This window comes from Leptospira sp. GIMC2001 (assembly GCF_028462125.1).
Lineage (GTDB): Bacteria > Spirochaetota > Leptospiria > Leptospirales > Leptospiraceae.
In genome coordinates, this window is sequence record NZ_CP115468.1 from 487,246 (window position 1) to 508,853 (window position 21,608).

A 21,608-nucleotide genomic window follows, 5' to 3' on the forward strand; every position below is an offset into this window, starting at 1 on the left:
CAACCTGCAGTTAATTTAGTATATAAGAAAGCTTGCAATTACAGTCAAAATTACGACTGCCCATGATGGTATATTCCAATACTCTAATAGAACAAACCCAATTGAAGCTAATGCAAAATCTTTAGATGAAAATATCGCACTCGTCCAAACTGGATTGTAGAGAGCAGCCAAAAGTATTCCAACAACTGCTGCATTAACTCCGAGCATAGACTGGCGAATTTTTGGAATAGTTCTTAGCTTCTCCCAGAAAGGAACTGCACCAACGACTAATAGAAACGAAGGCAAAAATGCTGCAACCAAACAGATAATAGCACCTGTCCACTCATTAGGTGATGAGGAAGAGACCGTCCCCAAATAAGCACTAAATGCAAACAGTGGACCTGGAATCGCATTTGCCATTCCGTATCCTGCCATAAATAAATCGTTAGTAACCCAACCTGCCTGCACAACTTCTGCTTGAAGCAAAGGAAGAACAACATGTCCGCCACCAAAGACGAGCGCACCTGCCCGATAGAAACTATCAAATAGTTTGATTGATTGGATTGGATAGATCACTCTTGCTATAGGCAGTGCAACTAATAGTAATATAAAAAGAATCAGAAAACCAGCAGCGACTTTGCGACTTCCCGTATGAATTCGATCATGGGGAAGTTCGGGTGTAGTTCTGAGAAAGAAAATTCCAAAAATGCCAGCTAGAATAAGAATTAAAACCTGAATTAGGGAAGAGTTTATAAATAAAACCAGAACAGCTGACAATAACGCAATAGTAATTCTTTCTTTGTCAGGACAGAGTTTCTTACCCATTCCGAGAACTGCTTGGGCTACTACTGATACAGCAACAACCTTCAAACCATGAAGCCAATGTTCATGCTCGCCAGCATTTATGAAGGACATCCCCAGTCCAAATAATACAAGGATTATTGCGGAGGGCAAAGTAAATCCAATCCAAGCAAGAATCGCTCCCAAAATTCCAGATCTTGAAAGACCGATAGCCATGCCGACTTGGCTACTTGCAGGACCTGGAAGAAATTGACATAGAGCGACCAGATCTGCATATGCTTGTTCACTGATCCACTTTTTCTTGACTACGTATTCGTCATGAAAATAGCTTAGATGAGCAATGGGTCCTCCAAATGAAGTTAAACCGAGCCTAAGAGCCGTTAAGAATACTTCGATATGTTTCACTTTATCTTCCTTTGTTATAAATCTGCTTCTAAATATTTATGAAGTTTGTTAGCTTCATCCGAATTTTAATCATTATCCAAAATTGATCGCAATTTTTTTTCCCAATTCTAATCAAGTATCTCGCCGATGAGTTCACGTAATTTAATTTTCCCTTCAGTAAGTTTTTTTTTGCCTTTGGGAGGGATCTTATAAAATTTTTGATTTCGAAATTAGATTGTCAATGAGTATTTAGAAGTTTAGAATTAGATTACGGTTCTGATATAAATTTGGATATAGATATTGGAGTCAGAGATTCAGTTTTTGGAATGAGATTCAGATTTAGATTCCTATTAGGATAGATAGCGTTGCTTAATATAGCTGTTGAGATTTTTGAAATTCTATTTCAAAAGTACCTTTTCCTATTCATCAAAAAAAAAAGGGGGTCGGTTTAGCTCCGATCCCCTTGGTTTTTTTGAGATAGCCACAAAATCAATTTCTTGATCTTACTATGGCTATCATAGTTCTAATCTATTTCTAGATTATGGGTTGTTGCAAGCAAGAAGCTCGGTGATGTTTGTTCCTGCAGCCGCTCTACACTGAGCAAGTGTCGCTGCCGCAAAACAATCCGCAAATGCACCTTCTGTAGCAGCAGCTTTGTCGATATACTTGTTCTCAGACAAATTACAGCTAGTTTCATTTACTTTACCTGCGATACAAGTTGCAAAATCAGATGCGTGATATGCTTCGTTACCTTGGAAACAGTAGTCCGTAGGATTGTAACCTTCACCAGTAACATTTCCTCCAACACAAGAGTTCGCAAGTTGAATTGCTCCTAAGCAAGTTGCTTGGTTACCAGTTGGAACTGCTGCATTGCTTGTAATGAGATACTGCAACAATGTAGGGTCATCTTTGCTTTCTTCCATAGAGCTGTTGCAATTAGTTGCGAAAGCTAGCAAGATAGAAGCAGAAGCAATGGCTATGATCGTTTTCATGTTCAATTTTTTCATGCCGTTTCTCCTTTAGAATTTGGCCACGACACCTAAAGTAGCTCCATTTTGGTGGCTAGTAGGTTGTCCTTTTTCGTTAACAAATTGCGAACCTTGAGCTTGGTCTCTTCTCAAGTCCAATTTTACGATTACGTTTTCACCCCATTTGTAAGTAGGTGTAACAGTAAAAGTTTGTGCGCTTCCTAGGTAAAAATTTCTATAACCTAGAGTATTGTTGTATTGAAGGTCATATCTTTCGTTCGCTCCAATTCTTCCACCAACACCAAGTGCACCGCCGTTTCTAGAATCATCGATCTTCTCATATCGAAGAGCAAGAGCAAAAGTGTCTGTGAAGTCATATTTTGCCCAGATTCCGTAGGTTCGGTATGTGTATCTAGCTTTTGCATCACTTCTCGCTAGAGATAGGTCACCAACGGGAGTTGTGAATTGGTTACCATCATAAGCATTACCAGCTGCTCCACCTTTCTCACCTTGAGTATAGTCAAGTGCAAGATAGAATTTGTCAGTTGGTGTTATTTCAATGATTACGTTGTTAACACTCCAATAGTCATTTCTTCCAGCTTCTTTTGGCAATAGAGGAACGCCTGTAGACTCGGAAACCCATACATCAGCGTTGTTTTGGCGACCAGTCTGTCCGTCAATACCATACAATGTATTCCAAGTTACATCCAATTTACCTTCGATGATTGTTCCAGATAGTTGTGTTCCAACTGCCTTTCTTCTTGTGTTACCATCGCCGTAACCGTTCTTACCGTTTGCATACAAAGCTGCATCAGCTCCTGTTCCACCAGCACTATTGTAAAGGAAAAGACCTAATGACCAATTGTCATTGAGTGCCAAATTCGCTCTAGCTCCAGTGTTGATAAATGGAACAGTGTTGAAGAAGATATAACCAACATTGTAGTTGAGGTTGTCCATAGACTCAATTACCTCATAACCAATGTGAGTTGCCATCTTACCCATATCCACTGTCAATCCACCAAGAACGTCAAAGTAGAAAGAAACATAAGCTTGTTGTAGCAAGTTCATGTTGTAAGTTCCACCTACTGCAGTATATGGATTCTCTTGGTAAGGGTTGTTAGTTCCATTTTGGAAATCGATTCGGAAACCCCAAGGAGATTCTTTATCCGCAACTTTCTCAATATCCAACTCCACAGCCGCAACTTGAAATTGTTTATTGTATGTGTTCAGTCCACCAGTCGTATCTGGGTTTCTGCCTTCCTTATTGTTACCGTTGTACATAAAATATACATCAACAAAACCGGAAAACTCCACTTTCTCATACCATGGCTTTTCTGCTGGCTCAGCAGGAGTTGCTTGAGCGAATACAGAGGAAGCACTTAGGATGAGACTTAAAATGGCAAGTCTTGATAAAAACTTTTTCATTATCCTATTTCTCCTATATGCTCATACTAGTTGCAAATAGTGTACCAGAGTCCGTAGAACTCATTTTTTATACATTATGATTGGTTTGTGCAAAATGATTATATAGATTCTAAAAAATATGCCTAGATTCTGTACAATTCAACGGAAAAAAAAACCAGATCGATTAGATTAAGTACGATCTGATCTATTTTTTATCCAAGAATTGGAAAGAGTGAGCAATTCATCTAAGGAATTTTTTTCTGGAAATTCAATTATTTTCTCTAAAAGATGATTCAACAGTAGACCAAGTTCTTTTCCTGCGATATCCGGAAAATGTTTTTTGATGAGATTCCCGTTTATAGCAAGATCGTTGAGGAGCAAGGGTTCTTTTTTTGAATAAATTTGAAATAATTTATTTCCAAAATTGGGAAATGCTAGGTTGCCACTGGAAGTTAGAATACTGAGAATTTCTGATTCAAGAGAATAGGGAGATTTTGCCAAAAAATCGCGGATCGGTCTTAGAATGCATGTCTTGATTTCCGTTTCGGAGAACTGTGTAGAATTTCGTTCAAATATCTCTTTCCAAATTTCTAGAATCAATTTTGCTTCTTTCTCAATTTGATTGGATAGTTTGAGCTTGCGAAAGAATTCAGGTTTTGGATTATCATTTGCAAACCAAACATAATACAAGACTGCCCAATAGAATCCTTCTGGTGCCTTTTCAATGGAAGCAAGGAGATTTAGAATATTCTTTTTGGGTTGAATGAGTGGTTTGTTTTGAAGGAGCAATTCAAAGTAGTTGTGCTCGATAAGTAGGTCTATTCCTCTCTCGAGATTTGAAGAATAGAGAATTTTGCGAATTTCTGCAGTAAATCTTTCAACCGATATTTTGGCAGTGATAGCTTTAGTCGGAGCGAATGCATTAATCGTTTCTCGATCTAGTTCAAATCCCAAGCTTGCAACGAATCGGATTCCTCTTATCGGTCTCAAGCCATCCTCTGTAAATCTCTGAATCGGGTTGCCTATGGTTCGAATGATGCGATTTTGAATATCGTCGATCCCATTATGGAAGTCAAAAAGTTCATTTGTCTCAATGTTCAAGGCGAGTGCGTTCATTGTAAAATCTCGCCTCTCTAAGTCGGCCTCCAAACTTACTCCAAATTGGACGTCATCCGGTCGTCTGCCATCAGTATACTCGCCATCCGATCGAAAAGTTGTGATTTCGTAGGCATTTTTGCCAAATAAAACCGTAACAGTTCCATGTGCAATTCCTGTCTCGATCACTCTCTTAAAGGATGCTTGTACAATCCTCGGAAGTGCAGAAGTAGTGAGATCATATTCATGCGGTATTTTGCCAAGAAAGAGATCTCGGACAGATCCACCAACTAGATAGCAGGTTTCTCCCTTTTCCCGCAAGGTTTGACTGATGATCTGTAGATTTGTAAGATGTTCTGATGGGATTAGACTTAGGTCCAGTTGGGAACTCATATCTAGACCCAATCTATTACACTCTCTTTATAAATCATCTGCAAATTAGGAGCGGTTTTGTATGCCTGAGATTAGAAAATCTCAGGTAAGATAGAAAGTTTTATCCAAGACTTAAAAGCCTTGGAAATTCCGAAATATCAAACTCAGTCCATTGTATCCTATTCCATCGTCTGGAGGATTTTCCAAGCATTACGTCTTTGGATGTATTCTGCAGCATGGATTCCCGCTCTACCTGATATGATGGGAAGATTCAAATTCGGCTTCCTATGCAGATCCATTTGGTCTATCATATTTGAGCCAGATGCTTTAACAGAACTTACGAAAGTACTCGAGCTATTTGTCTCATTAAGGTTCCCATTGAATATTACATATTCTTCTGATCCCCCAAGTCCATTCTGAAAGACATGAATATTGCTCGTGAACGAGAGAGCAGGAGCCGTACCAGCGACCCGATAGATCTGACCCGGATTCAGGTCGAAGTTGGTTGGACTATTATTGATCAGGCTAACATTGCCTGGTTGTTTAACTAATGCATCCAACGTGCTTGGAAGAGCGTAGGTTGTTAACAAACCAGTTCCACCACCGACTGAAGAAATATTCGTCGAACTTGCAGTAAGATTTAAACGAGAAGTAGTGGTTGCAGCATTTGGATATTTGAAAAAATTTGCAAAAAAACTTCCTGTAATATTGCCGTGAACTGTTGTCGAATTCGAGGATAGGATTGTTGAATTGAATCGCGGAGCATTGGTTCGAAAAAGCGAAGTGAGATCAAAAATATTTTTACCTCGTCGATTAAAAGTCCCACCTTGAATCGTTGCTTTAAGGAATTGGTTTCGCTCAGCAAGAGTGTTGCCTGCGTTATGGTAGAGATTTGCCATCCAAGCATAACTAAGCGAATAGTCGATGATCCGATTAGTGAATCTATAGAGACTCTTGCCATTCAATAAATTCTGACAGCCGTAAGCTGGATCAGCTCTCAAACATGCAAGTCTTGATTCTTGTGGTCCGTATCCGGCTATGTCACTTGCCAGCTCAGAAGTTCCCTCATTGATCCAAAGCGAATCCGTATCTAACAATGTGTTCAATTCAGACTGAGTTCTTGGAAATTGAAGGGGTGCTGTGGCATTGCCCTTTCCCACTTCCCAAGGATATCGGATTAAATGTTGCAATTCATGGAAAACCGTTGACATTAAGTCTCGAGGAATACTTGCTCCTTGGGTATTGTTACCCAGTGCAGTAAGGTAAATTGCATCAACAAATATGACTTCTCTCTGATTGGTATTAATTCCTGAAAAGGCGGGAGCACTGAATAGATCCAATGGGTTGAAATACCCAGCTACAAAAGATCCCCCGGTAAAGAATGTACTAATATTCAGAAAGACAATAGCAACTTTACCATCTCCGTTTATATCGGACGGATTACCTATAGCATCTTTTAGCAACGGAAATCTAGCTTCGATTTGAGAAAGAATTCCTGAATAACTGGGATTGATTAAAATCCCGAGTTCTGCACGAATTTCATCCAATCCTACCTCTTCAAAGAGAATCACCGAATTGCCTTCGGCAACTTTCCTAACCCGAACGCATTGGTCTTCCCCAGTAGTAAAATCAATGGTCCAAAATCCTGAATTGCCAATGTCGCATCCGCTAGTTAGAGCTAGGAATAAAAGCAGATTCTGTGCGTCTCGATCCGAGTTGTCTTCTTGGGGAATTAATAATTCGCATTGATTTAGAAAAACCGAAAATACTAATAGAAGAATTATTCTCTTGAATTGTAAGATTATCATAGAAAACAATAACAACATGTAGACTACAAATGTCAACTTGTATTGTGAATATTCGAATGGAAATATTTGAAAAATTTGGACTAATTCTGGATAAATGATTGTAAATGTTTGCTAGAAATCAGATTTGCCAAAAAGAGCAATCTCAAAAATTTCAAAATACGTTGATTCAGAATCGAATTCTAAAATGTTAATAGCCCGTTCACGAATTTAAATTTTAGTGGTGCCTATTTCGACCGTAAATTATAGATAAGGGGTAGTGAGGATGAGATTATTCTATATATCGCTAAATGTACGTAAACTGATTTATTGGCAGCTTTTGCATTGTCCATGAAAAGTGACTTCCATGGTTTGGATCTTGAATCCATTGAGAGTTTTCGGAATATGATTGTCTAGGTCATCAACGCACTCAATCAAACCGCAGTTATCGCAGATTATATGACCGTGGTGGTTGTGGAGAGATAGCTTTTCTTTGAGTTCAAAATATGTAACTCTGTCTCCAGATAGCATAGTATTTAGAATTTTCTTTTCTTCTAAGTCGGCTAGGGCACGATAGATCGTTACACGATCCCAAGATTGCCCTTTGGGTAACTTTTCCATGATTTCTTGGTGGTTGAGTGGACGATCTGAATCCTGGAGAATGGAAATAACTTGCTCGCGGTTCTTGGTAATTTTTAACCCGACACCTTTTAGGATTTCGACCGGAGCTTGAATACTAGACATGCTTACATTCTTAGAATTTTGGCATGTCCGTAAAGGAAAAAATTATAAGAATTTGAACTAACTTTTAATCAGTAATCTGAGATGGGGAATCCGGAATTTAGCTCAGGGCAAGATTTGCAAGAGCATCTGCTTTTTTATTGAGCTCTCGTGGAATATGTTTGATGGAAAAACTTTTAAAATTCGCAATCAATTTTGTAGCTTGATCAAAGTATGGTTTCAATTCAGGTTTTTTGACTTTGTAAATTCTTGTAACTTGGCGGACAACTAGTTCGGAGTCCATATGAACTTGGATCGCTTGGATTCCCAGTCGATTCGCTTCTTCCAGAGATCGAACCAGTGCCTGCCATTCAGCTTGATTGTTGGTGGTCTTGCCAAAAGTTTCCGATAGCTCAAAAATCTTTTCTCCACCCAGACCATCTCCAGATTCGTCTGTTGCCCAGACACCAATGGACGCAGGTCCCGGATTGCCTTTGGATGCGCCGTCGCAATAGATTTTTACCATCATCTCCAAATTACAGCATTGACAATTTGGGTCAAATGCTAAAAGTTCAAGTATACATATGAAACTTTATTCCTTAATGGTTATACTTGTTTTCTCAGTTTTCGCATATCTTCAATTAAACGATCGGGATGCATTACTATGGTTTTCTCTTTACGGATTTATTGTTCTACTCGCGACAATCGGATATTTCCGAAGGCCACCATTATTACTTATTCTTTTATCTGCGGGATTTTATTTTGGAATGTCTTTTGCTTGGGCACTCCATGTTCGTAAGTGGACATTGATGTTGCAAGAAGTGAATGAAACTTTTGGTCTATTGATCGCTGGTTTAGTCATTCTTAGCTATTGGTTACTTGATCGAAAATTTCGTGAACATAGATAGCAGGCCACAATCTATCGGCGAGGGCGGTCTGGAAATGTTTCGAAACCGTCTCACCAAGAATAAAAAAGAAATATCGAAATGGGCAATTCGTAACGGAATAGATTGCTTTAGAATTTACGATAAAGATGTGCCTCAAGTGCCTGTTGCAATTGATTCCTATTCAGGACATATTGTACTGCATTATTTTCGAGGGCCTTATGACGAAACAGACGAGATCATGGATGAGAGGATTGGAAGAATTCTCACGATCATAAAGGAAGTTCTGAATCTTTCAAACAACGTTTATGTTAAGTTGAGAGAGAAGAAAAAAGGCAAATCACAATACGAAAAATTATCCCAAGATCATATTGATATCATTGCCAAGGAAGACAAAGCCAAATTCAAAATCAATCTCAGTGATTATCTGGATGTGGGTTTATTCCTAGATCATCGTCCACTGCGCATGAGAGTCGCTGAGGAATCTAAGAATTTGGATGTTTTGAATCTATTCTGCTATACTGGTTCATTTTCCGTTCATTCTGCACTCAACGGAAGTAGTTCGACGACTAGCATTGATCTATCCAATGTATATATCAATTGGGCTGAAGACAATCTAAGACTGAATGGATTGAATCTTAGAGACAATGTTTTGATTGCTGATGATGTACTTTCTTGGATTAGAAGGGAATCTCTCAATCAGCATCGTAAGCAGTATGATCTCATTGTTTTAGATCCTCCAACATTTTCCAATAGCAAGCGAACTGATGAAATTTTTGATCTGCAAAAAGATCATACAGAATTGATAAAAGTTTTGGTTCAGAAGTTCCTTACTAAGTCAGGAATTTTGTATTTCTCTACAAATTTTCGTAAATTCAAAATGGATGAATCGATTTTGAATCAGTTTGAAGTCTTGGATATATCCGCTTCTACGATTCCCAGAGATTTCCGTGATCAGAAGATCCACTATACTTGGAGAATATCAAAGAAAATATAGTTAAACGCAGATTAGTTGATTTTATATTAATAAATCCTGATTTTATATCAAATTTATACTGAGTATTCTTCGAGCCATTTAGCCAATTCTTTTTCTTTAGTCGTTCCATCAGCAACGGAAAGCATTACCTGAACGACATTTTCCTCGGATGTTTCGATTTTAAAACCATTCAAAGCTAAAAAAATATACATCAATAGAAATGATGTCCTTTTATTTCCATCCATAAAAGGGTGATTCTTTGCGATGCCAACTCCTAAAGACGCAGCGAGTTCAAATATACTCGAGCTAGGATCATAATTCCATTTGTTCTTAGGTCTATCCATGGCTGATTCAAGTAAACCTTTATCTCGGATTCCCATTGAGCCGCCATGCTGTTTGATCTGATCGATATGTATTGCGTCGGCGATTTTGCTATTCAGCCATTTTGGCTCGTTTTTCATTTCGCAAGTTCTTTTAGAGCGTTTCTATATTTTTTCGATGCTTCTTGATATAATCCCAGAGAGACTTCAAAGTCTGGATCAAAAGGAGATAATAAAATACCATTTTCGGTTTCAATGAGAAATATGGTATCTCCTTCGTGAAAATTATATTTATCTAAAAGTAGTTTTGGAATTGTAGCTCCTGCAGAATTTCCGATAGCCCGAATTGTTGTCTTTTGCACAGATGAAGTTTTCATAGTTATAACATATGTAGTTACGAAATAGCGTCAATGAAATTTTAATTTATTTTCCAATTGACTTTGATTGGTGTTTTGGATGCCTCTTGATACAAATCTAAAGAGACTTCAGACTCTTGATCATGCCCAAATCTAGTTTTCTTTTTTGAAAATATTTCTGAAAAAATCAGCAAACTTGCGAATACGTTCCACGTTCTCTTGAATCGGCCCAATGAATCCTTCGTATTCATCCACATGAATGTCGTTATCGTTTAAGCCTTTTGAGTCTGGATATAGAAAAATAAAATTGGCATGAGAGAAATATTTTGCAATCAGTCGAGGAGTATCCTCCATTGCAAGATTGAATGATACGGAACCTCTTCTTGATTGTATGGCAACCAATAGATCATCTTTGCCGATTTTAGATTGGAGGCTTTTTATATTACTAAGATTAGAGAATTCTTCAAATGTTGCATCAATAGAAGATTTAGATTTTTTCAGTTCTCGTTCAATTCTCGAATTGATTTTTGGATCACAGTAAAATATTAATTTACTACCGAGTTCCTTGGATATTTTTTTGAGTCTCGATATCCATCCAGCAAAACCTGATTCATACTCTGAGTTTTTCGGAACCACAACCACAATATTCTTGATTACGTTGATAGGATCTTCCCATTTACAGACCCATATCATCTGCGGAGATTTCCGTAGAACGATATCAAGAACCGATCCAAAAATTTTATCTTTGGCTGTGATCTTTGCATTCCAACCAATTAGGATATCACTTGCAACGAGATCTTTGGATGCACGTAATATTCCATTGGCTATATTCAAATCAACTCTTGTGATTACTTGAGCTTCGGTTTCTGTTGCAGAAGCATGCTTGATTACTTTTTCTAACATTTTATTTGCAAGAAGAACTTTCTCAGCAACTTCATCATTGTCACGAACAACAGATAAGGCATAAATTGGTTGCTTCAATGCTTGATTTCGTATAATTACTGCTAGATTGATTAATTGTTCGATTGTTTTGGGATTGGATATGGGAACAAGAATTCTCTCAGAAATTTCTGCTAAATCAGGTTCTTTATTTTCCTCTTGCATTGCCAATAGTTTTGCATTTTTCTCAGCTACAAAAGAACTGACTAAGCAAGATACCAAAATCATGAGAATGGATCCATTCAAAACATTCTCATTGAGAAATCCCAATTTGTATCCAACCAGTGCTGCCGCGAGGGTTGCAGCGACTCTAGCGCTTGATAAGCCGAAGATCAATCCTCTCTCAACAGAGTTGTAATTAAAAAGTTTTTGAGCTATAAAAGCTGCGATCCACTTGGATGCGAGTCCAACGGTAATCATAATTATCGCTGTATAAATTGACTCCGTGCCAAGAAACAATACTTTGAGATCGACTAACATACCGACAGAGATCAAAAAGAAAGGTATAAAAATTGCGGATCCTACGAAATCTATACGATTCATAAGTGGAGATGTATGCGGAATCAGACGATTGAGAGCGAGTCCTGATAAGAAGGCACCAATTATTGGTTCGAGTCCTGCAAGTTCAGCAAGAAAGCCTCCAAAAAATACCATAGCAATAACAAAAATATATTGAGATACAGAGTCTTGTACAGATCGAAAGAACCATCGACCAATGAATGGAAACCCAAAAATCACAGTGATTCCAAACAATAGAGTGGAACCTGCAAGTGTAAGCCAGAATTCAGTATTGATATCTCCTTTCGAACTTCCGGTTATAAAAGCTAGAACCAAGAGAGATGCCGTATCGGTTATCAAAGTCCCACCGACTGTAATATTAACGGGATCTGTTTTTGAAACACCTAACTTACTCACTATGGGATAAGCAAGTAATGTATGAGAGGCAAGAAGCGATGCCAAAAGAATTGATGAGAGCAAACTAAAATCTAGAAGATAATAAACAGCCGGAATTCCCATCGCCATTGGAATGATAAATGTTAAGAAACCAAATATCATGCTTTTGTTGCGATTTTTTTTGAAGTCGGTTAGATCAATTTCCAAACCAGCTGTGAACATTATGTACAGCAATCCTACAGTTCCGAAAAGTACAATGCTGTTGTCTCTCTGCAGTAGATTCAGACCTTTGGGTCCGATCGCAACACCTGAAAGGATCAATCCTATCACACCTGGAATTCTTATTGCTTTAAATAAAATGGGAGCAAAAAGAATTACGGATAAAACAACAAAAAAGATCATGATTGGATCTTCGAGAGGTAAGCTGAAATTTACGGCAGTTGGTGGAAAGAAAAATGATGGCATATTTTAAATTGGTTCCATGAATAATTAATAATTTATTTCGAGAGATCAAGAATAGTGTTGTATTCCGATTCTGTGACTGGCTGAATTGATAGCCTGGAACCTTTTTGAGTTAGAACCATTTTACTTAATTCTTTATTGGCTTTGAGCTCTGTCAAGGTAAGAACTCTAGGAAAATGTCGAACATATTTGACATCCACTCCATACCATGTCGGATTCTCTGGCTTGCTTTTGGGATCGAAGTATTTATGGCTTGGTTCAAATGCAAATTTATCGGGATAGCCAGCCTTTGTAACAACGGCAAGTCCAACAATACCAATTGGTTCTACTCGACTATGATAGAATAAAACCGAATCTCCTTTTTTGATATCATCGCGAAGGAGATTTCTGGCTTGGTAATTTCGGACACCTTCCCAGAAACAAGTTTTGTTGGGAGAGTTCTTTAAGTCCTCAATCGAAAATACATTCGGTTCGGTCTTAAATAACCAATAATTCATATTAGGTGGAAAGTGCGGGATTGGTTCCCAAATCTCCTGCTTTACCTTTCGCTGGAAGTTTACCGTTGGATTTCGTTGATGCTTTCTTCTTGGCTTCCGCAGAACCTGCAGGATGAACAATCGACATCAATTCTTCATGATCAATGGTCTCATTCGCAAGTAAAAGTTTTGCTACACCTTCTAATTTCTTAGCGTTCTTACGAATCATGTCACGACCTTTATCAAGGTTGGTTTGCACGATCTTCTTAACTTCTTGGTCGATCATACCGGAAAACTCTTCACTATGATCTTTGTTCGCATTGCCACCATAATCTCTGCCAACAAAAACTGAGTCATGGTTACCGCTATAGTTGATTGTTCCAAGCTTGTCGTTCATTCCCCATTCGCAGACCATTTTTCTTGCGATTTTCGTCGCATACTGAATGTCATTGGATGAACCAGTAGAAGTAGTTCCGTATTTGAATTCTTCGGCAATAAATCCACCCATAGCAACAACGATTTGGTCTAGCCAATAGAGTTTGGAATGGATATGCTTTTCTTCTGCTGGTAGAGACTGAGTGAGTCCTAGAGCTCCACCGCGAGGAATGATTGTGACCTTGTGAACCGGCTCGGTATAAGGAAGTAGAGATGCCAAAATCGCATGTCCTGCCTCATGGTAGGCAATAACTTCTTTCTCAGTCTCAGATATGAAGAAAGATCTTCTCTCTGGACCCATAAGAACTTTATCGCGTGCTTCTTCAAGTTCAGATTGAGTTACGCGTTTCTTATTACGTCTTGCAGCAAGAAGCGCTCCTTCATTGATAAGATTCGCTAAATCTGCTCCAGTAAATCCAGGGGTCCCGCGAGCGATCTGGTTTAGGGAAATGTCCGGAGTCATAGGAACTTTCTTCGCATGAACAGTAAGAATTTCTTCTCTACCTTTTACATCAGGAAGGCCAACTGTTACTTGTCTATCGAAACGACCTGGTCGAAGGAGAGCTGGATCAAGAACATCTGCTCGGTTGGTAGCTGCCATAACAATTACACCTTCGTTCTTCTCGAAACCATCCATCTCAACTAACATCTGATTGAGAGTCTGTTCGCGTTCATCATGTCCGCCACCGAGTCCAGCTCCACGAAGCCTTCCTACCGCATCAATCTCATCAATAAAAATAATACATGGGCTATTCTTCTTACCTTGGTCAAAAAGATCTCTAACCCTTGAAGCACCAACACCTACAAACATTTCCACAAAGTCTGAACCAGAGATTGAGAAGAAGGGAACACCTGCTTCTCCTGCAACTGCTCGTGCAAGTAAGGTCTTACCAGTTCCTGGAGGACCTACGAGCAAAACTCCAGTTGGAATTCTCGCGCCAATTGCTTGGAATTTTTTTGGATCTTTTAGAAATTCTATAATTTCGTGGAGTTCAACTTTTGCTTCATCACAACCTGCAACATCGTCGAAAGTAACTTTTATCTTGGTGTCAACATTGAGCTTGGCTCGTGATTTACCAAAAGTAAATGCCTTGTTGCCAGTTGCCTGGAGTTGTCGCATCATAACGAACCAGATAATTCCTAGAATAAGAATCCAAGGGATAATGGCTGTTAGCATATTTAAAAATCTATTTTCTTCTATTACTTCTGCTTCAAAAGGTATTCTACCTTTTCTTAGCTTTTGCACGAGATCATCTTCGATGGGTGCAATATTTGTTTTGAATTTTACGGGCTTTTGGTCTTTGCTGTCTTCTGCTATAAAGAACCCTTCAATAGTCTCTTTACCTATTGTGAGCTGTTTTTTGTCTTTTCCGTCGCTTACAATCTTTCCTATTGGCTTCTTACCATCAATTGGCTCTAGCATGTTCAGGAATTCGGAGTAGGAAATTTTTTCTACTTTGTCATTTGCGTTCTCTTTGTTCATAAAAACAAAAAGACCAAGGAAGAGAAGGGATAATGCGAGTACTACGTTCTTAAGATTTTTATTCATTCCAATTTGCTCCTATATTAGACGGCTCCCAATCGGTATTTCTCAATAACCTCCTCGATATCACCCATTGATATTGAGCGAATTGCCGCTTCTGCATCATTAATTATCTGTATAAGGCTTAGATTTTCCATTGGTTCAAAATCTTCACGCAAAAAATCATCTTTTTTCTTGGGATTGAAATCGCCATTTTTGATTCCGATCCGAATTCGAATGAATTGTGGAGAGCGAAGCGCTTTGACGACAGATTCAATACCTGGATGGCCGTGAGAATCCCCACCTTTCTGAACTACAATATAGCCCAATTGCAATGTCCAATCTTCTTGGATTACAACTATATCATGAACTTGAATCTTGAGAAAGGATGCGATGTATAGGACGGATTCGCCGGATAGATCACTAAAAGTTTGAGGCTTGAGAAGTACAACCTCATCGCCTTCAAAATCTCCCCGACCAATAACAGATTTCTTTTTCTTGGTTTTGATTTCGATTCCAGTGTTATTTGCAATAACATCTAGAATCTTAAAACCAATATTGGAACGGTTATTGTTGTATTTATCACCAGGGTTTCCGAGACCAACGATTAATTTCATAATTTATATATCTCAGTTATTCCTGAAGAAGAAAGGAATTATTTCCCTTTCTTCTTATCACCTTTTCCACCTTTCTTATCGCCTTCTTTGTCAGCTCTTTCTTGAGCAATCAAAGCTCTAGTTTTCATAACTGAGGCAACAATCGGATCACCGTTCATGATAATTTCCCAAGATTTTGGAACTGGAAGTTGGCTTACTTTGATCATGTCACCAACATCAAGACCTGTAACATCAATCTTGATAATATCAACTAGATCTTCAGGAGTTGATTTAACTTTGATTTGTTTGATCAAGTGGTCAAATTGTCCACCAGCTTTAGAGCCTTTTGCAAGACCAGTAGTCTCGATCGAAACTGTAGTAAGAATCTTCTTACCTGGAGTTACTCTGTAGAAATCAATATGTCTGATCTGTCCTGTGTGAGGAAAGCGTTGGATTTCTTTTACGAACACTCGAGCTTTCTCAGAACCAAGTTCAAGATCCATTAGAGTAGCTTGACGAATTCCAGAATCGATGATTTTGTTCATATCTTTTTCGTTTACAGACGCGAGAAGTGATTTGCCACTTCCGATAACATTGATAGGAATCATTCCAGATGCTCTGAGTCTATTGTTCGGCCCCTTTCCTGTTTCTTCTGGTTTTCTTGGGGTTGTTTTGATTAGGATATTTTCCATGGTTTGTTCCTCTTGATTTATATGAAAAGACTACTTATCGATTCTTCATTGTGAATGATTTCTATCGCTCTCGCAAATAGAGGAGCTATCGACAGCACCTTTAGCTTGTTAATATTCTTGCTTTCAGGAATATTGATCGTATTGGATAATACAATTTCGTCAAAATTTGCAGCGTTCAAAATGTTCGGAGCATCACCGGAGAGAACGGCATGAGTCGCACAGCACATTACAGATTTGGCACCAGATTCACGGAGAGCTTTTGCGGCTTTACCAATCGTGCCACCTGTATCAATCATATCATCGAGGATTAGACAATTTTTGTCCTTAACATCTCCGATAACATTCATTACTTCAGATTCATTCGCTCTAGGTCTTCGCTTATCAATGATAGCTAGTCCACCATTCACTTTCTTACCAAAAAATCTCGCTCTCTCAGCTCCACCAGAATCTGGTGATACGATTACAAGATCACTCAACTGCTTGGTATTGATATATTCAGCAAGAACAGGAGCAAAAAACAAATGATCAACGGGTATAGAGAAAAAGCCTTGGATCTGATCAGCATGCAAATCCATAGTCAGGATTCGATGAGGTCCCATAGTCTGAATAAGATCTGCTACTACTCGTGCAGAAATAGGAACACGAGGTTCTACTTTTCTATCTTGTCTGCCATAACCATAATAAGGAATAACAGCTGTTACGCGGCGTGCTGATGCTCTGCGAAGAGCATCCATTATCAAAATGAGTTCTATAATATTGTCGTTAGATGGATAGCTTGTTGGTTGAATTACAAATGCATCACGACCACGAACATTCTCTTCAATTCTTACTGACACTTCACCGTCGTTAAATTTCTTGAGTGATATTGCGCCTTCTGGAACGCCAGCATTTTTGCAAATCTCTGCACTCAAAGCTCTGTTAGCACTTCCAGAGAAAATTAAAATTGAATCTCTTTCGCTCATCTTGCAGCTCCTGCACTCAGGATTTTGGAAAGAAATTCTAAGTCCTCTGGAGAATTGATTCCGTAACTTTCAATAGAATTTTTGAGCTTCATAGCTCCAATTTTTAGATTTTTGTTTCGAAATATTTTTACGAGGTCAGGGAGGTAGTATTCATTCTGTGCATTTTGATTGCCGACATTCGCAAGTCCGTCCCAGAGATACTCTGAATCAAAACAATATGTACCCGTGTTCACTTCCCGAATAGTTTTCTCTTCCGGAGTTGCGTCCTTTTCTTCTACAATTCTTAAGACAGATCCGTCATCGGCGCTGCGAACAATTCGTCCATAACCTGTAGGATTTTCCAAATCTGCAGACATAAGAGTAGCTGCATACCCACCTTCTTTATGTAATGCGATCAATGATTTGAAAGATGAAGATGATATCATTGGCGCGTCACCACAAGCAACTATGACTGTTCCTTTGAAATCGCGGAGCGTATCTTTACAAACAAGAACCGCATGGCCTGTTCCTAACTGTTCAGTCTGTTCGCAGAATTGAATGGAAGGGATTCCTTCGCAGATTTTTATAATTTCTTCTTTCTTATATCCGACAACAACGACGGATTTCTCAACTTTTGCTTGATGGAGATGATCGAGTACATGGATCAGCAGTGGTTTGCCAGCGAGTAGCGTTGCAACTTTTGGGCTCTCGGTTTTCATGCGAGTTCCCTTGCCCGCAGCCAGTATGACGGCGGTTATATCTTTCTCTGCGTCCATGTGCTCCGTACCGGATAACTTAATAATGAATTGGCTGGGCTGCTAGGATTCGAACCTAGGAGATGTCTGGATCAAAACCAGATGCCTTACCACTTGGCTACAGCCCAATGCTCTAAAACGAGAAAATATGAAATTCCATTTTTGGAAAAATCGTCTTCATTTGATTGAGAAGCTGATTCTGCTGAATAGGGGTTGAAACCAGCCCGTAAATGCTGGAACCCGAACCAGTTAGAGAGGAATATTCCGCCCCATTTTCCAGAAAGGCATCTCGGATCTCTTGAAGATCAGGATGGAATTCGTAAGCAACTGACTCAAAATCATTGGTCAAATTGCCTTGAAGTGACTTCCAATTCCCTTCTTCCAAAGCGGAAAGTATCTTACCTTCTTGCGAATTCCATGTTTTTGAGAGATGGGTAAATTGTAAAGGTTTTTTCAGTTTGGCGTACATTTCAGCTGTTGGAAGTGAAATTTCTGGAACCGCAATTACTCCAAAACCATTGCTTATGCTAACAGTCTCAATTTTTTCACCGATTCCTGTAACCCAAGCATTTTTCTCATAGAGAAAGAAGGGAATATCTGCTCCTAATTTTAAGCTTTCTGACTTCGCAAGATCCAATGAGACATAATTATTCTTAACTAGAAATTTCCAAACGCTTGCACTGTTGGAAGACCCACCACCAAGCCCGCCTCCGGGTGGTATCCGTTTTGTTAGGTGAACATTGATCCCTGGAATGTTGGGATTGATTTCTCGTGCAAGACTCCAGGTTTTGTATATTAAATTCTTACGAAGATCTCCTGTTTCGAGAACTGATTCAATCTTGGATATTTTACTGGGATGTAATTCGATCTTAGTTGTTAGGTGGCAATCGTCCGATTCTGAAAAATTGATTTCAAGATGGTCGCCCCAATCAAGAAGAACAAAAAGACTTTCAATCTGGTGGTAGTTGTCTTCTTTTCTTTTGTAAGGTATTCTCAGCCCTAAGTTAATCTTGGCAGGTGAAAATAATTTCATAATTCACTCAGCCAATCATTCATTGTATTTCAGGATGTCTTTTTGCGAAGGATGCTAATTTTTGTATTTGGTCTACCAAATATATGGGTTTGGTGAGAATTACATCAGGTAGAAATCCAATTAGATTATCGATAAACCATTTGGTTTCGCGAATCATACAAGTGGATTGAATCATTTCTCGACCATCGATATTGACTGGATTTTTATTGGTTGTTAAGTCGAATAGATCATTCAAATAATAATAGGATTCTCGGGTATGGTAGAATTCAGCTATTTCACTTTCAATTGATTGGCTGTGTAGGAGTTTCTGGAATTGATCAAGTGATGATTGAGAAATGGATTGCTTAGGCTTTTCGAATTGAAATTCTGTAAGCGTAAGATTTGTAATAGATTCCAATCGAAAATTCCGTGTAGACTTTCTTGTGTGGCAATATCCAATCAGATAATCATTATTATCTTCTATCAGTAGCCAAGGATCTACTTTTCTAGATTCGATTCTATCGCCATCTCTAGTTGTATAATCAAAAAGTATTGTCTGGTTTACGCTAATGGATTCGCGTATTAAAGTCTTGGTCATTGTAAAAGATTCAACCTTATCATAAGGAAGAATTTTCTTGATTTTTGTAAGTATGCCTTGCAGAGTCTTCCAATTCGGGGATGTTTTATCTGTATTCGAAATTTCTAATTCTATTGAGTCTCGGAGAAGTAACCATTCGCGAGATGTCAGGACTAAAGTTTTATTTGGATTCTGCGGAAAAATTAGTCTAACATTAGTTCCATCATAATCGAGCTCGAGGTAGTCCATTGGACTATAAGGGTAGGTGCCTACCATATAGAGTTTTCCAAGGGATTTCTTAAGTTCAGCATCAGATGAGATGCCAGATATCAGCTTCAATTCTTCAAGGCTTAGTCCATTTGGAGCCGAGCTTAGAATTCGTATGAGATTGAGTCGATTGGCTGTCTCTCTTGTTTTCGGATTCATTTTATTTTTCTATCCTTTTGCAAGAAATACAACCAATCATTGTCTTTTTTTAAATCCTTATTTATCAGAAGTTCCAAGAAGAACTTTTAATTCTTTTGGGCTCGAAACGCATAATGATTGTTTTTCGATCTCTTTTGCTTTGAGATGACCACCAGTTAGCTTTTGTGCTACAGTGGAAGGTCCAAAATCAAGAATCGTTGATATTTCTGAGTTCGTCCACAAAACCGAAACTGCTTTGTCCCAATACAATGGTTCAATGAGTACAGTTTTGAAAAGACGCTCTTTGAGGTCAGGAGTTTCTTGAAGATTCTTTCCATCAAAAATTCCATAGATAGGGAATTTGAGATCGGAACCTTTGTAGTTGAATCTTAGGTAATCGTAATCTTTTTCTTTGAATTCTGGCCATGTAGAATTCATGAACGGACAGTGAAAAGGTGCTGTTGTTTTGAGATAAACAAATTTTGCTTTTCTTTCATCCATTTCTGCTTTGAATTTCGTTCTAAATGCCAGAAGTGATTCTGGAATGGTTGATAGGATCATCGAATCTGGAGTATTGTACAAGCTAATGTAAACTGCAGTTTTCTCTGTTAGGTTGTTTTCTTTATTGAAAGCGTTGACTCTTTCTTCTAGTTCATCCTTAGAATAACCGATCACAGCTACCATTGGCGACGGGTTTTTGTCTCCAATTGCAAGATTCTTGTCAACTAATTCTTGACTAACGTTGTAATCTGGGTAAGCAAGTTGTCCTCTATAACCCATCCAAAATTCGAAAGATAAGAAATCTGAATAAGCTTGGAGAAAATCATCACCATCTTTACCAAGTGCAATTAAGCATGATGCAATAATTCCTTGGCTATGACCCGAACCAGCAGCAGTTTGTGCGATGAGATCTGCCGTTTTATAACCATTATTAACTAGCAATAAATAATTGCCAACTTGAGCTGCCATAATGGTTGGAACTGATATGCATGCACGACATAGATAGTCTTCCAAAGGAGCGGATTCTGGGTTCTCAAGCCAAGATTTAAGATCAAATCCTTGATCAAATCGGACTTTATCATCAGTGCGTTTTACTTCTTTCGCTATGGTTTCGAATGTCATATCGAAAAAAGATTTTAATGAAGGCTCTTGGTATAACTTGGAAAGTTCTTTGATCCAAGGGGATCCTTGTCCACCGAACTGAATGAATATTTTTTTGTTTTCAGATCGTAAATTTTCTAAAATAGGTGCTGAACTCATTTGGTTCCATCCTTAGTATTCTTTGGAGTCAAATTAATTCAGAAAGTCCAGGAATCAAGCGAGAAAGCGGTACCGGTTTCTAGTCCGTAAAATTTGATTTACGCCTATTTATCCAAACGGTCAAAAAACCTTTCTCGATCCAGGGAAGGTTCTATGATCAAATATTTCGAATCGAGGCAATTTCTTTCTCATTAAAGAAAGTAAAATCCAGTTGGCTTACCTCAGAATCAGATTCTTGCATGGAATTTGCCATTGAAATCATTGTAGCATAGGGTAAATGATGGATGGAGTTTTTTTATAATTGTTGTTAGGTTGATAATCCAATAAGTATTTGAATATTAATTTATTGAATCAGAGTTAGATTTTAGAAAAAATAGTATTCTATAAAACAACCGATTTCTTGTTGAGACTATCAGGCTGCTTTTGTGGTGGTTTGAGAGTTTTCTTTTTCTTCTTTGAGTCTCTGGTGGTCTTGAGCCAGTAGAATAATATTTTCGGAATAGGTTTCTAGATCCATTCTTCCAGCAGTGAAATCTTCGTACAATAATGCAAGTTGCAAGTAAAACATACGGTTCTCCCTAGAAAGCATAATTCTAATG

At 38.4% G+C, this 21,608-nt stretch carries 22 protein-coding genes and 1 tRNA gene; 2 read left to right on the forward strand and 21 right to left on the reverse strand.

Features of this window, described 5'->3' with window-relative positions; all coding sequences use genetic code 11:
* Positions 1-15: 15 nt before the first annotated feature.
* The 7 genes from chrA to O4O04_RS03795 form a co-directional block, all read right to left on the reverse strand.
* Positions 16-1,185, reverse strand: a complete 1,170-nt coding sequence (gene chrA, locus O4O04_RS03765) for a chromate efflux transporter (RefSeq protein WP_272534270.1) — start codon at positions 1,183-1,185, stop codon at positions 16-18.
* Between the two features lie 518 nt (positions 1,186-1,703).
* Positions 1,704-2,171 (reverse strand): hypothetical protein, encoded by a 468-nt coding sequence (locus tag O4O04_RS03770; RefSeq protein ID WP_272534271.1) that lies wholly within the window; start codon positions 2,169-2,171, stop codon positions 1,704-1,706.
* Between the two features lie 12 nt (positions 2,172-2,183).
* A complete protein-coding gene (locus O4O04_RS03775; RefSeq protein WP_272534272.1) occupies positions 2,184-3,557 on the reverse strand; it encodes an outer membrane beta-barrel protein in 1,374 nt (457 codons plus the stop codon).
* Between the two features lie 168 nt (positions 3,558-3,725).
* A complete protein-coding gene (locus O4O04_RS03780) occupies positions 3,726-5,024 on the reverse strand; it encodes a tRNA nucleotidyltransferase/poly(A) polymerase-related protein (protein WP_272534273.1) in 1,299 nt (432 codons plus the stop codon).
* Positions 5,025-5,182: 158 nt separating this feature from the next.
* Positions 5,183-6,811: a hypothetical protein gene (locus O4O04_RS03785; protein ID WP_272534274.1), complete on the reverse strand. Its 1,629-nt coding sequence runs from the start codon at positions 6,809-6,811 to the stop codon at positions 5,183-5,185.
* Between the two features lie 303 nt (positions 6,812-7,114).
* On the reverse strand, positions 7,115-7,531 hold the full coding sequence (locus O4O04_RS03790) for a Fur family transcriptional regulator (protein WP_272534275.1): 417 nt from the start codon (positions 7,529-7,531) through the stop codon (positions 7,115-7,117).
* A gap of 97 nt (positions 7,532-7,628) precedes the next feature.
* Entirely contained in the window at positions 7,629-8,033 is a 405-nt protein-coding gene (locus O4O04_RS03795; RefSeq protein WP_272536012.1) for a ribonuclease HI family protein, read from the reverse strand.
* Between the two features lie 58 nt (positions 8,034-8,091).
* Here O4O04_RS03795 and O4O04_RS03800 point away from each other — a divergent pair, with 58 nt between their 5' ends.
* Both O4O04_RS03800 and O4O04_RS03805 read left to right on the forward strand, forming a co-directional pair.
* Complete coding sequence (locus O4O04_RS03800) at positions 8,092-8,415, forward strand: transmembrane 220 family protein (RefSeq protein WP_272534277.1); 324 nt, start codon at positions 8,092-8,094, stop codon at positions 8,413-8,415.
* Positions 8,402-9,388, forward strand: coding sequence for a class I SAM-dependent methyltransferase (locus O4O04_RS03805; protein ID WP_272534278.1), 987 nt, complete (start codon positions 8,402-8,404; stop codon positions 9,386-9,388). The genes O4O04_RS03800 and O4O04_RS03805 overlap by 14 nt, the downstream gene beginning before the upstream one ends.
* Positions 9,389-9,441: 53 nt before the next feature.
* On the opposite strand, the gene O4O04_RS03810 is transcribed toward O4O04_RS03805, so the two are convergent.
* The 14 genes from O4O04_RS03810 to O4O04_RS03875 form a co-directional block, all read right to left on the reverse strand.
* The gene (locus tag O4O04_RS03810) at positions 9,442-9,828 is read right to left on the reverse strand and encodes a type II toxin-antitoxin system death-on-curing family toxin (RefSeq protein ID WP_272534279.1); all 387 of its coding nucleotides are present in this window, start codon (positions 9,826-9,828) and stop codon (positions 9,442-9,444) included.
* A complete protein-coding gene (locus O4O04_RS03815; RefSeq protein WP_272534280.1) occupies positions 9,825-10,064 on the reverse strand; it encodes an AbrB/MazE/SpoVT family DNA-binding domain-containing protein in 240 nt (79 codons plus the stop codon). Before O4O04_RS03815 ends, O4O04_RS03810 begins: the two co-directional genes overlap by 4 nt.
* 132 nt (positions 10,065-10,196) lie before the next feature.
* Positions 10,197-12,341, reverse strand: a complete 2,145-nt coding sequence (locus tag O4O04_RS03820) for a cation:proton antiporter (RefSeq protein WP_272534281.1) — start codon at positions 12,339-12,341, stop codon at positions 10,197-10,199.
* Positions 12,342-12,373: 32 nt separating this feature from the next.
* Positions 12,374-12,835, reverse strand: a complete 462-nt coding sequence (locus O4O04_RS03825) for an EVE domain-containing protein (protein WP_272534282.1) — start codon at positions 12,833-12,835, stop codon at positions 12,374-12,376.
* 1 nt (position 12,836) lies between these two features.
* Positions 12,837-14,798 carry an ATP-dependent zinc metalloprotease FtsH gene (gene ftsH / locus O4O04_RS03830; protein ID WP_272534283.1) on the reverse strand — a complete coding sequence of 654 codons (1,962 nt, stop codon included), beginning with the start codon at positions 14,796-14,798 and terminating at the stop codon, positions 12,837-12,839.
* Positions 14,799-14,815: 17 nt separating this feature from the next.
* Entirely contained in the window at positions 14,816-15,388 is a 573-nt protein-coding gene (gene pth / locus O4O04_RS03835) for an aminoacyl-tRNA hydrolase (protein ID WP_272534285.1), read from the reverse strand.
* 38 nt (positions 15,389-15,426) lie between these two features.
* On the reverse strand, positions 15,427-16,059 hold the full coding sequence (locus O4O04_RS03840; RefSeq protein WP_272534286.1) for a 50S ribosomal protein L25/general stress protein Ctc: 633 nt from the start codon (positions 16,057-16,059) through the stop codon (positions 15,427-15,429).
* A 17-nt stretch (positions 16,060-16,076) separates the two neighbouring features.
* On the reverse strand, positions 16,077-17,021 hold the full coding sequence (locus O4O04_RS03845; protein ID WP_272534287.1) for a ribose-phosphate diphosphokinase: 945 nt from the start codon (positions 17,019-17,021) through the stop codon (positions 16,077-16,079).
* Positions 17,018-17,776 (reverse strand): sugar phosphate nucleotidyltransferase, encoded by a 759-nt coding sequence (locus O4O04_RS03850; protein WP_272534290.1) that lies wholly within the window; start codon positions 17,774-17,776, stop codon positions 17,018-17,020. The genes O4O04_RS03845 and O4O04_RS03850 overlap by 4 nt, the downstream gene beginning before the upstream one ends.
* A 31-nt stretch (positions 17,777-17,807) precedes the next feature.
* A tRNA-Gln gene (locus O4O04_RS03855) sits at positions 17,808-17,883 on the reverse strand.
* A gap of 5 nt (positions 17,884-17,888) precedes the next feature.
* Positions 17,889-18,788 carry a 4-(cytidine 5'-diphospho)-2-C-methyl-D-erythritol kinase gene (gene ispE / locus O4O04_RS03860; RefSeq protein ID WP_272534292.1) on the reverse strand — a complete coding sequence of 300 codons (900 nt, stop codon included), beginning with the start codon at positions 18,786-18,788 and terminating at the stop codon, positions 17,889-17,891.
* Positions 18,789-18,807: 19 nt separating this feature from the next.
* Complete coding sequence (locus O4O04_RS03865) at positions 18,808-19,770, reverse strand: helix-turn-helix transcriptional regulator (RefSeq protein WP_272534294.1); 963 nt, start codon at positions 19,768-19,770, stop codon at positions 18,808-18,810.
* Between the two features lie 57 nt (positions 19,771-19,827).
* Positions 19,828-21,009, reverse strand: coding sequence for an ACP S-malonyltransferase (locus O4O04_RS03870; RefSeq protein ID WP_272534295.1), 1,182 nt, complete (start codon positions 21,007-21,009; stop codon positions 19,828-19,830).
* A 412-nt stretch (positions 21,010-21,421) separates the two neighbouring features.
* Positions 21,422-21,577, reverse strand: coding sequence for a hypothetical protein (locus O4O04_RS03875; RefSeq protein ID WP_272534296.1), 156 nt, complete (start codon positions 21,575-21,577; stop codon positions 21,422-21,424).
* Between the last annotated feature and the right edge of the window lie 31 nt (positions 21,578-21,608).

Excerpts from the sequence above, each read along its gene's own strand:
- O4O04_RS03850 (WP_272534290.1), bottom strand. The coding sequence starts at position 17,776 with ATGGACGCAGAGAAAGATATAACCGCCGTCATACTGGCTGCGGGCAAG.
- O4O04_RS03770 (WP_272534271.1), bottom strand. The coding sequence starts at position 2,171 with ATGAAAAAATTGAACATGAAAACGATCATAGCCATTGCTTCTGCTTCT.
- O4O04_RS03845 (WP_272534287.1), bottom strand. The coding sequence starts at position 17,021 with ATGAGCGAAAGAGATTCAATTTTAATTTTCTCTGGAAGTGCTAACAGA.
- O4O04_RS03825 (WP_272534282.1), bottom strand. The coding sequence starts at position 12,835 with ATGAATTATTGGTTATTTAAGACCGAACCGAATGTATTTTCGATTGAG.
- O4O04_RS03820 (WP_272534281.1), bottom strand. The coding sequence starts at position 12,341 with ATGCCATCATTTTTCTTTCCACCAACTGCCGTAAATTTCAGCTTACCT.
- O4O04_RS03840 (WP_272534286.1), bottom strand. The coding sequence starts at position 16,059 with ATGGAAAATATCCTAATCAAAACAACCCCAAGAAAACCAGAAGAAACA.
- O4O04_RS03780 (WP_272534273.1), bottom strand. The coding sequence starts at position 5,024 with ATGAGTTCCCAACTGGACCTAAGTCTAATCCCATCAGAACATCTTACA.
- O4O04_RS03775 (WP_272534272.1), bottom strand. The coding sequence starts at position 3,557 with ATGAAAAAGTTTTTATCAAGACTTGCCATTTTAAGTCTCATCCTAAGT.
- O4O04_RS03790 (WP_272534275.1), bottom strand. The coding sequence starts at position 7,531 with ATGTCTAGTATTCAAGCTCCGGTCGAAATCCTAAAAGGTGTCGGGTTA.
- ftsH (WP_272534283.1), bottom strand. The coding sequence starts at position 14,798 with ATGAATAAAAATCTTAAGAACGTAGTACTCGCATTATCCCTTCTCTTC.
- O4O04_RS03785 (WP_272534274.1), bottom strand. The coding sequence starts at position 6,811 with ATGATAATCTTACAATTCAAGAGAATAATTCTTCTATTAGTATTTTCG.
- O4O04_RS03800 (WP_272534277.1), top strand. The coding sequence starts at position 8,092 with ATGAAACTTTATTCCTTAATGGTTATACTTGTTTTCTCAGTTTTCGCA.
- ispE (WP_272534292.1), bottom strand. The coding sequence starts at position 18,788 with ATGAAATTATTTTCACCTGCCAAGATTAACTTAGGGCTGAGAATACCT.
- O4O04_RS03865 (WP_272534294.1), bottom strand. The coding sequence starts at position 19,770 with ATGAATCCGAAAACAAGAGAGACAGCCAATCGACTCAATCTCATACGA.
- O4O04_RS03810 (WP_272534279.1), bottom strand. The coding sequence starts at position 9,828 with ATGAAAAACGAGCCAAAATGGCTGAATAGCAAAATCGCCGACGCAATA.
- O4O04_RS03815 (WP_272534280.1), bottom strand. The coding sequence starts at position 10,064 with ATGAAAACTTCATCTGTGCAAAAGACAACAATTCGGGCTATCGGAAAT.
- O4O04_RS03870 (WP_272534295.1), bottom strand. The coding sequence starts at position 21,009 with ATGAGTTCAGCACCTATTTTAGAAAATTTACGATCTGAAAACAAAAAA.
- O4O04_RS03795 (WP_272536012.1), bottom strand. The coding sequence starts at position 8,033 with ATGGTAAAAATCTATTGCGACGGCGCATCCAAAGGCAATCCGGGACCT.
- pth (WP_272534285.1), bottom strand. The coding sequence starts at position 15,388 with ATGAAATTAATCGTTGGTCTCGGAAACCCTGGTGATAAATACAACAAT.
- O4O04_RS03875 (WP_272534296.1), bottom strand. The coding sequence starts at position 21,577 with ATGTTTTACTTGCAACTTGCATTATTGTACGAAGATTTCACTGCTGGA.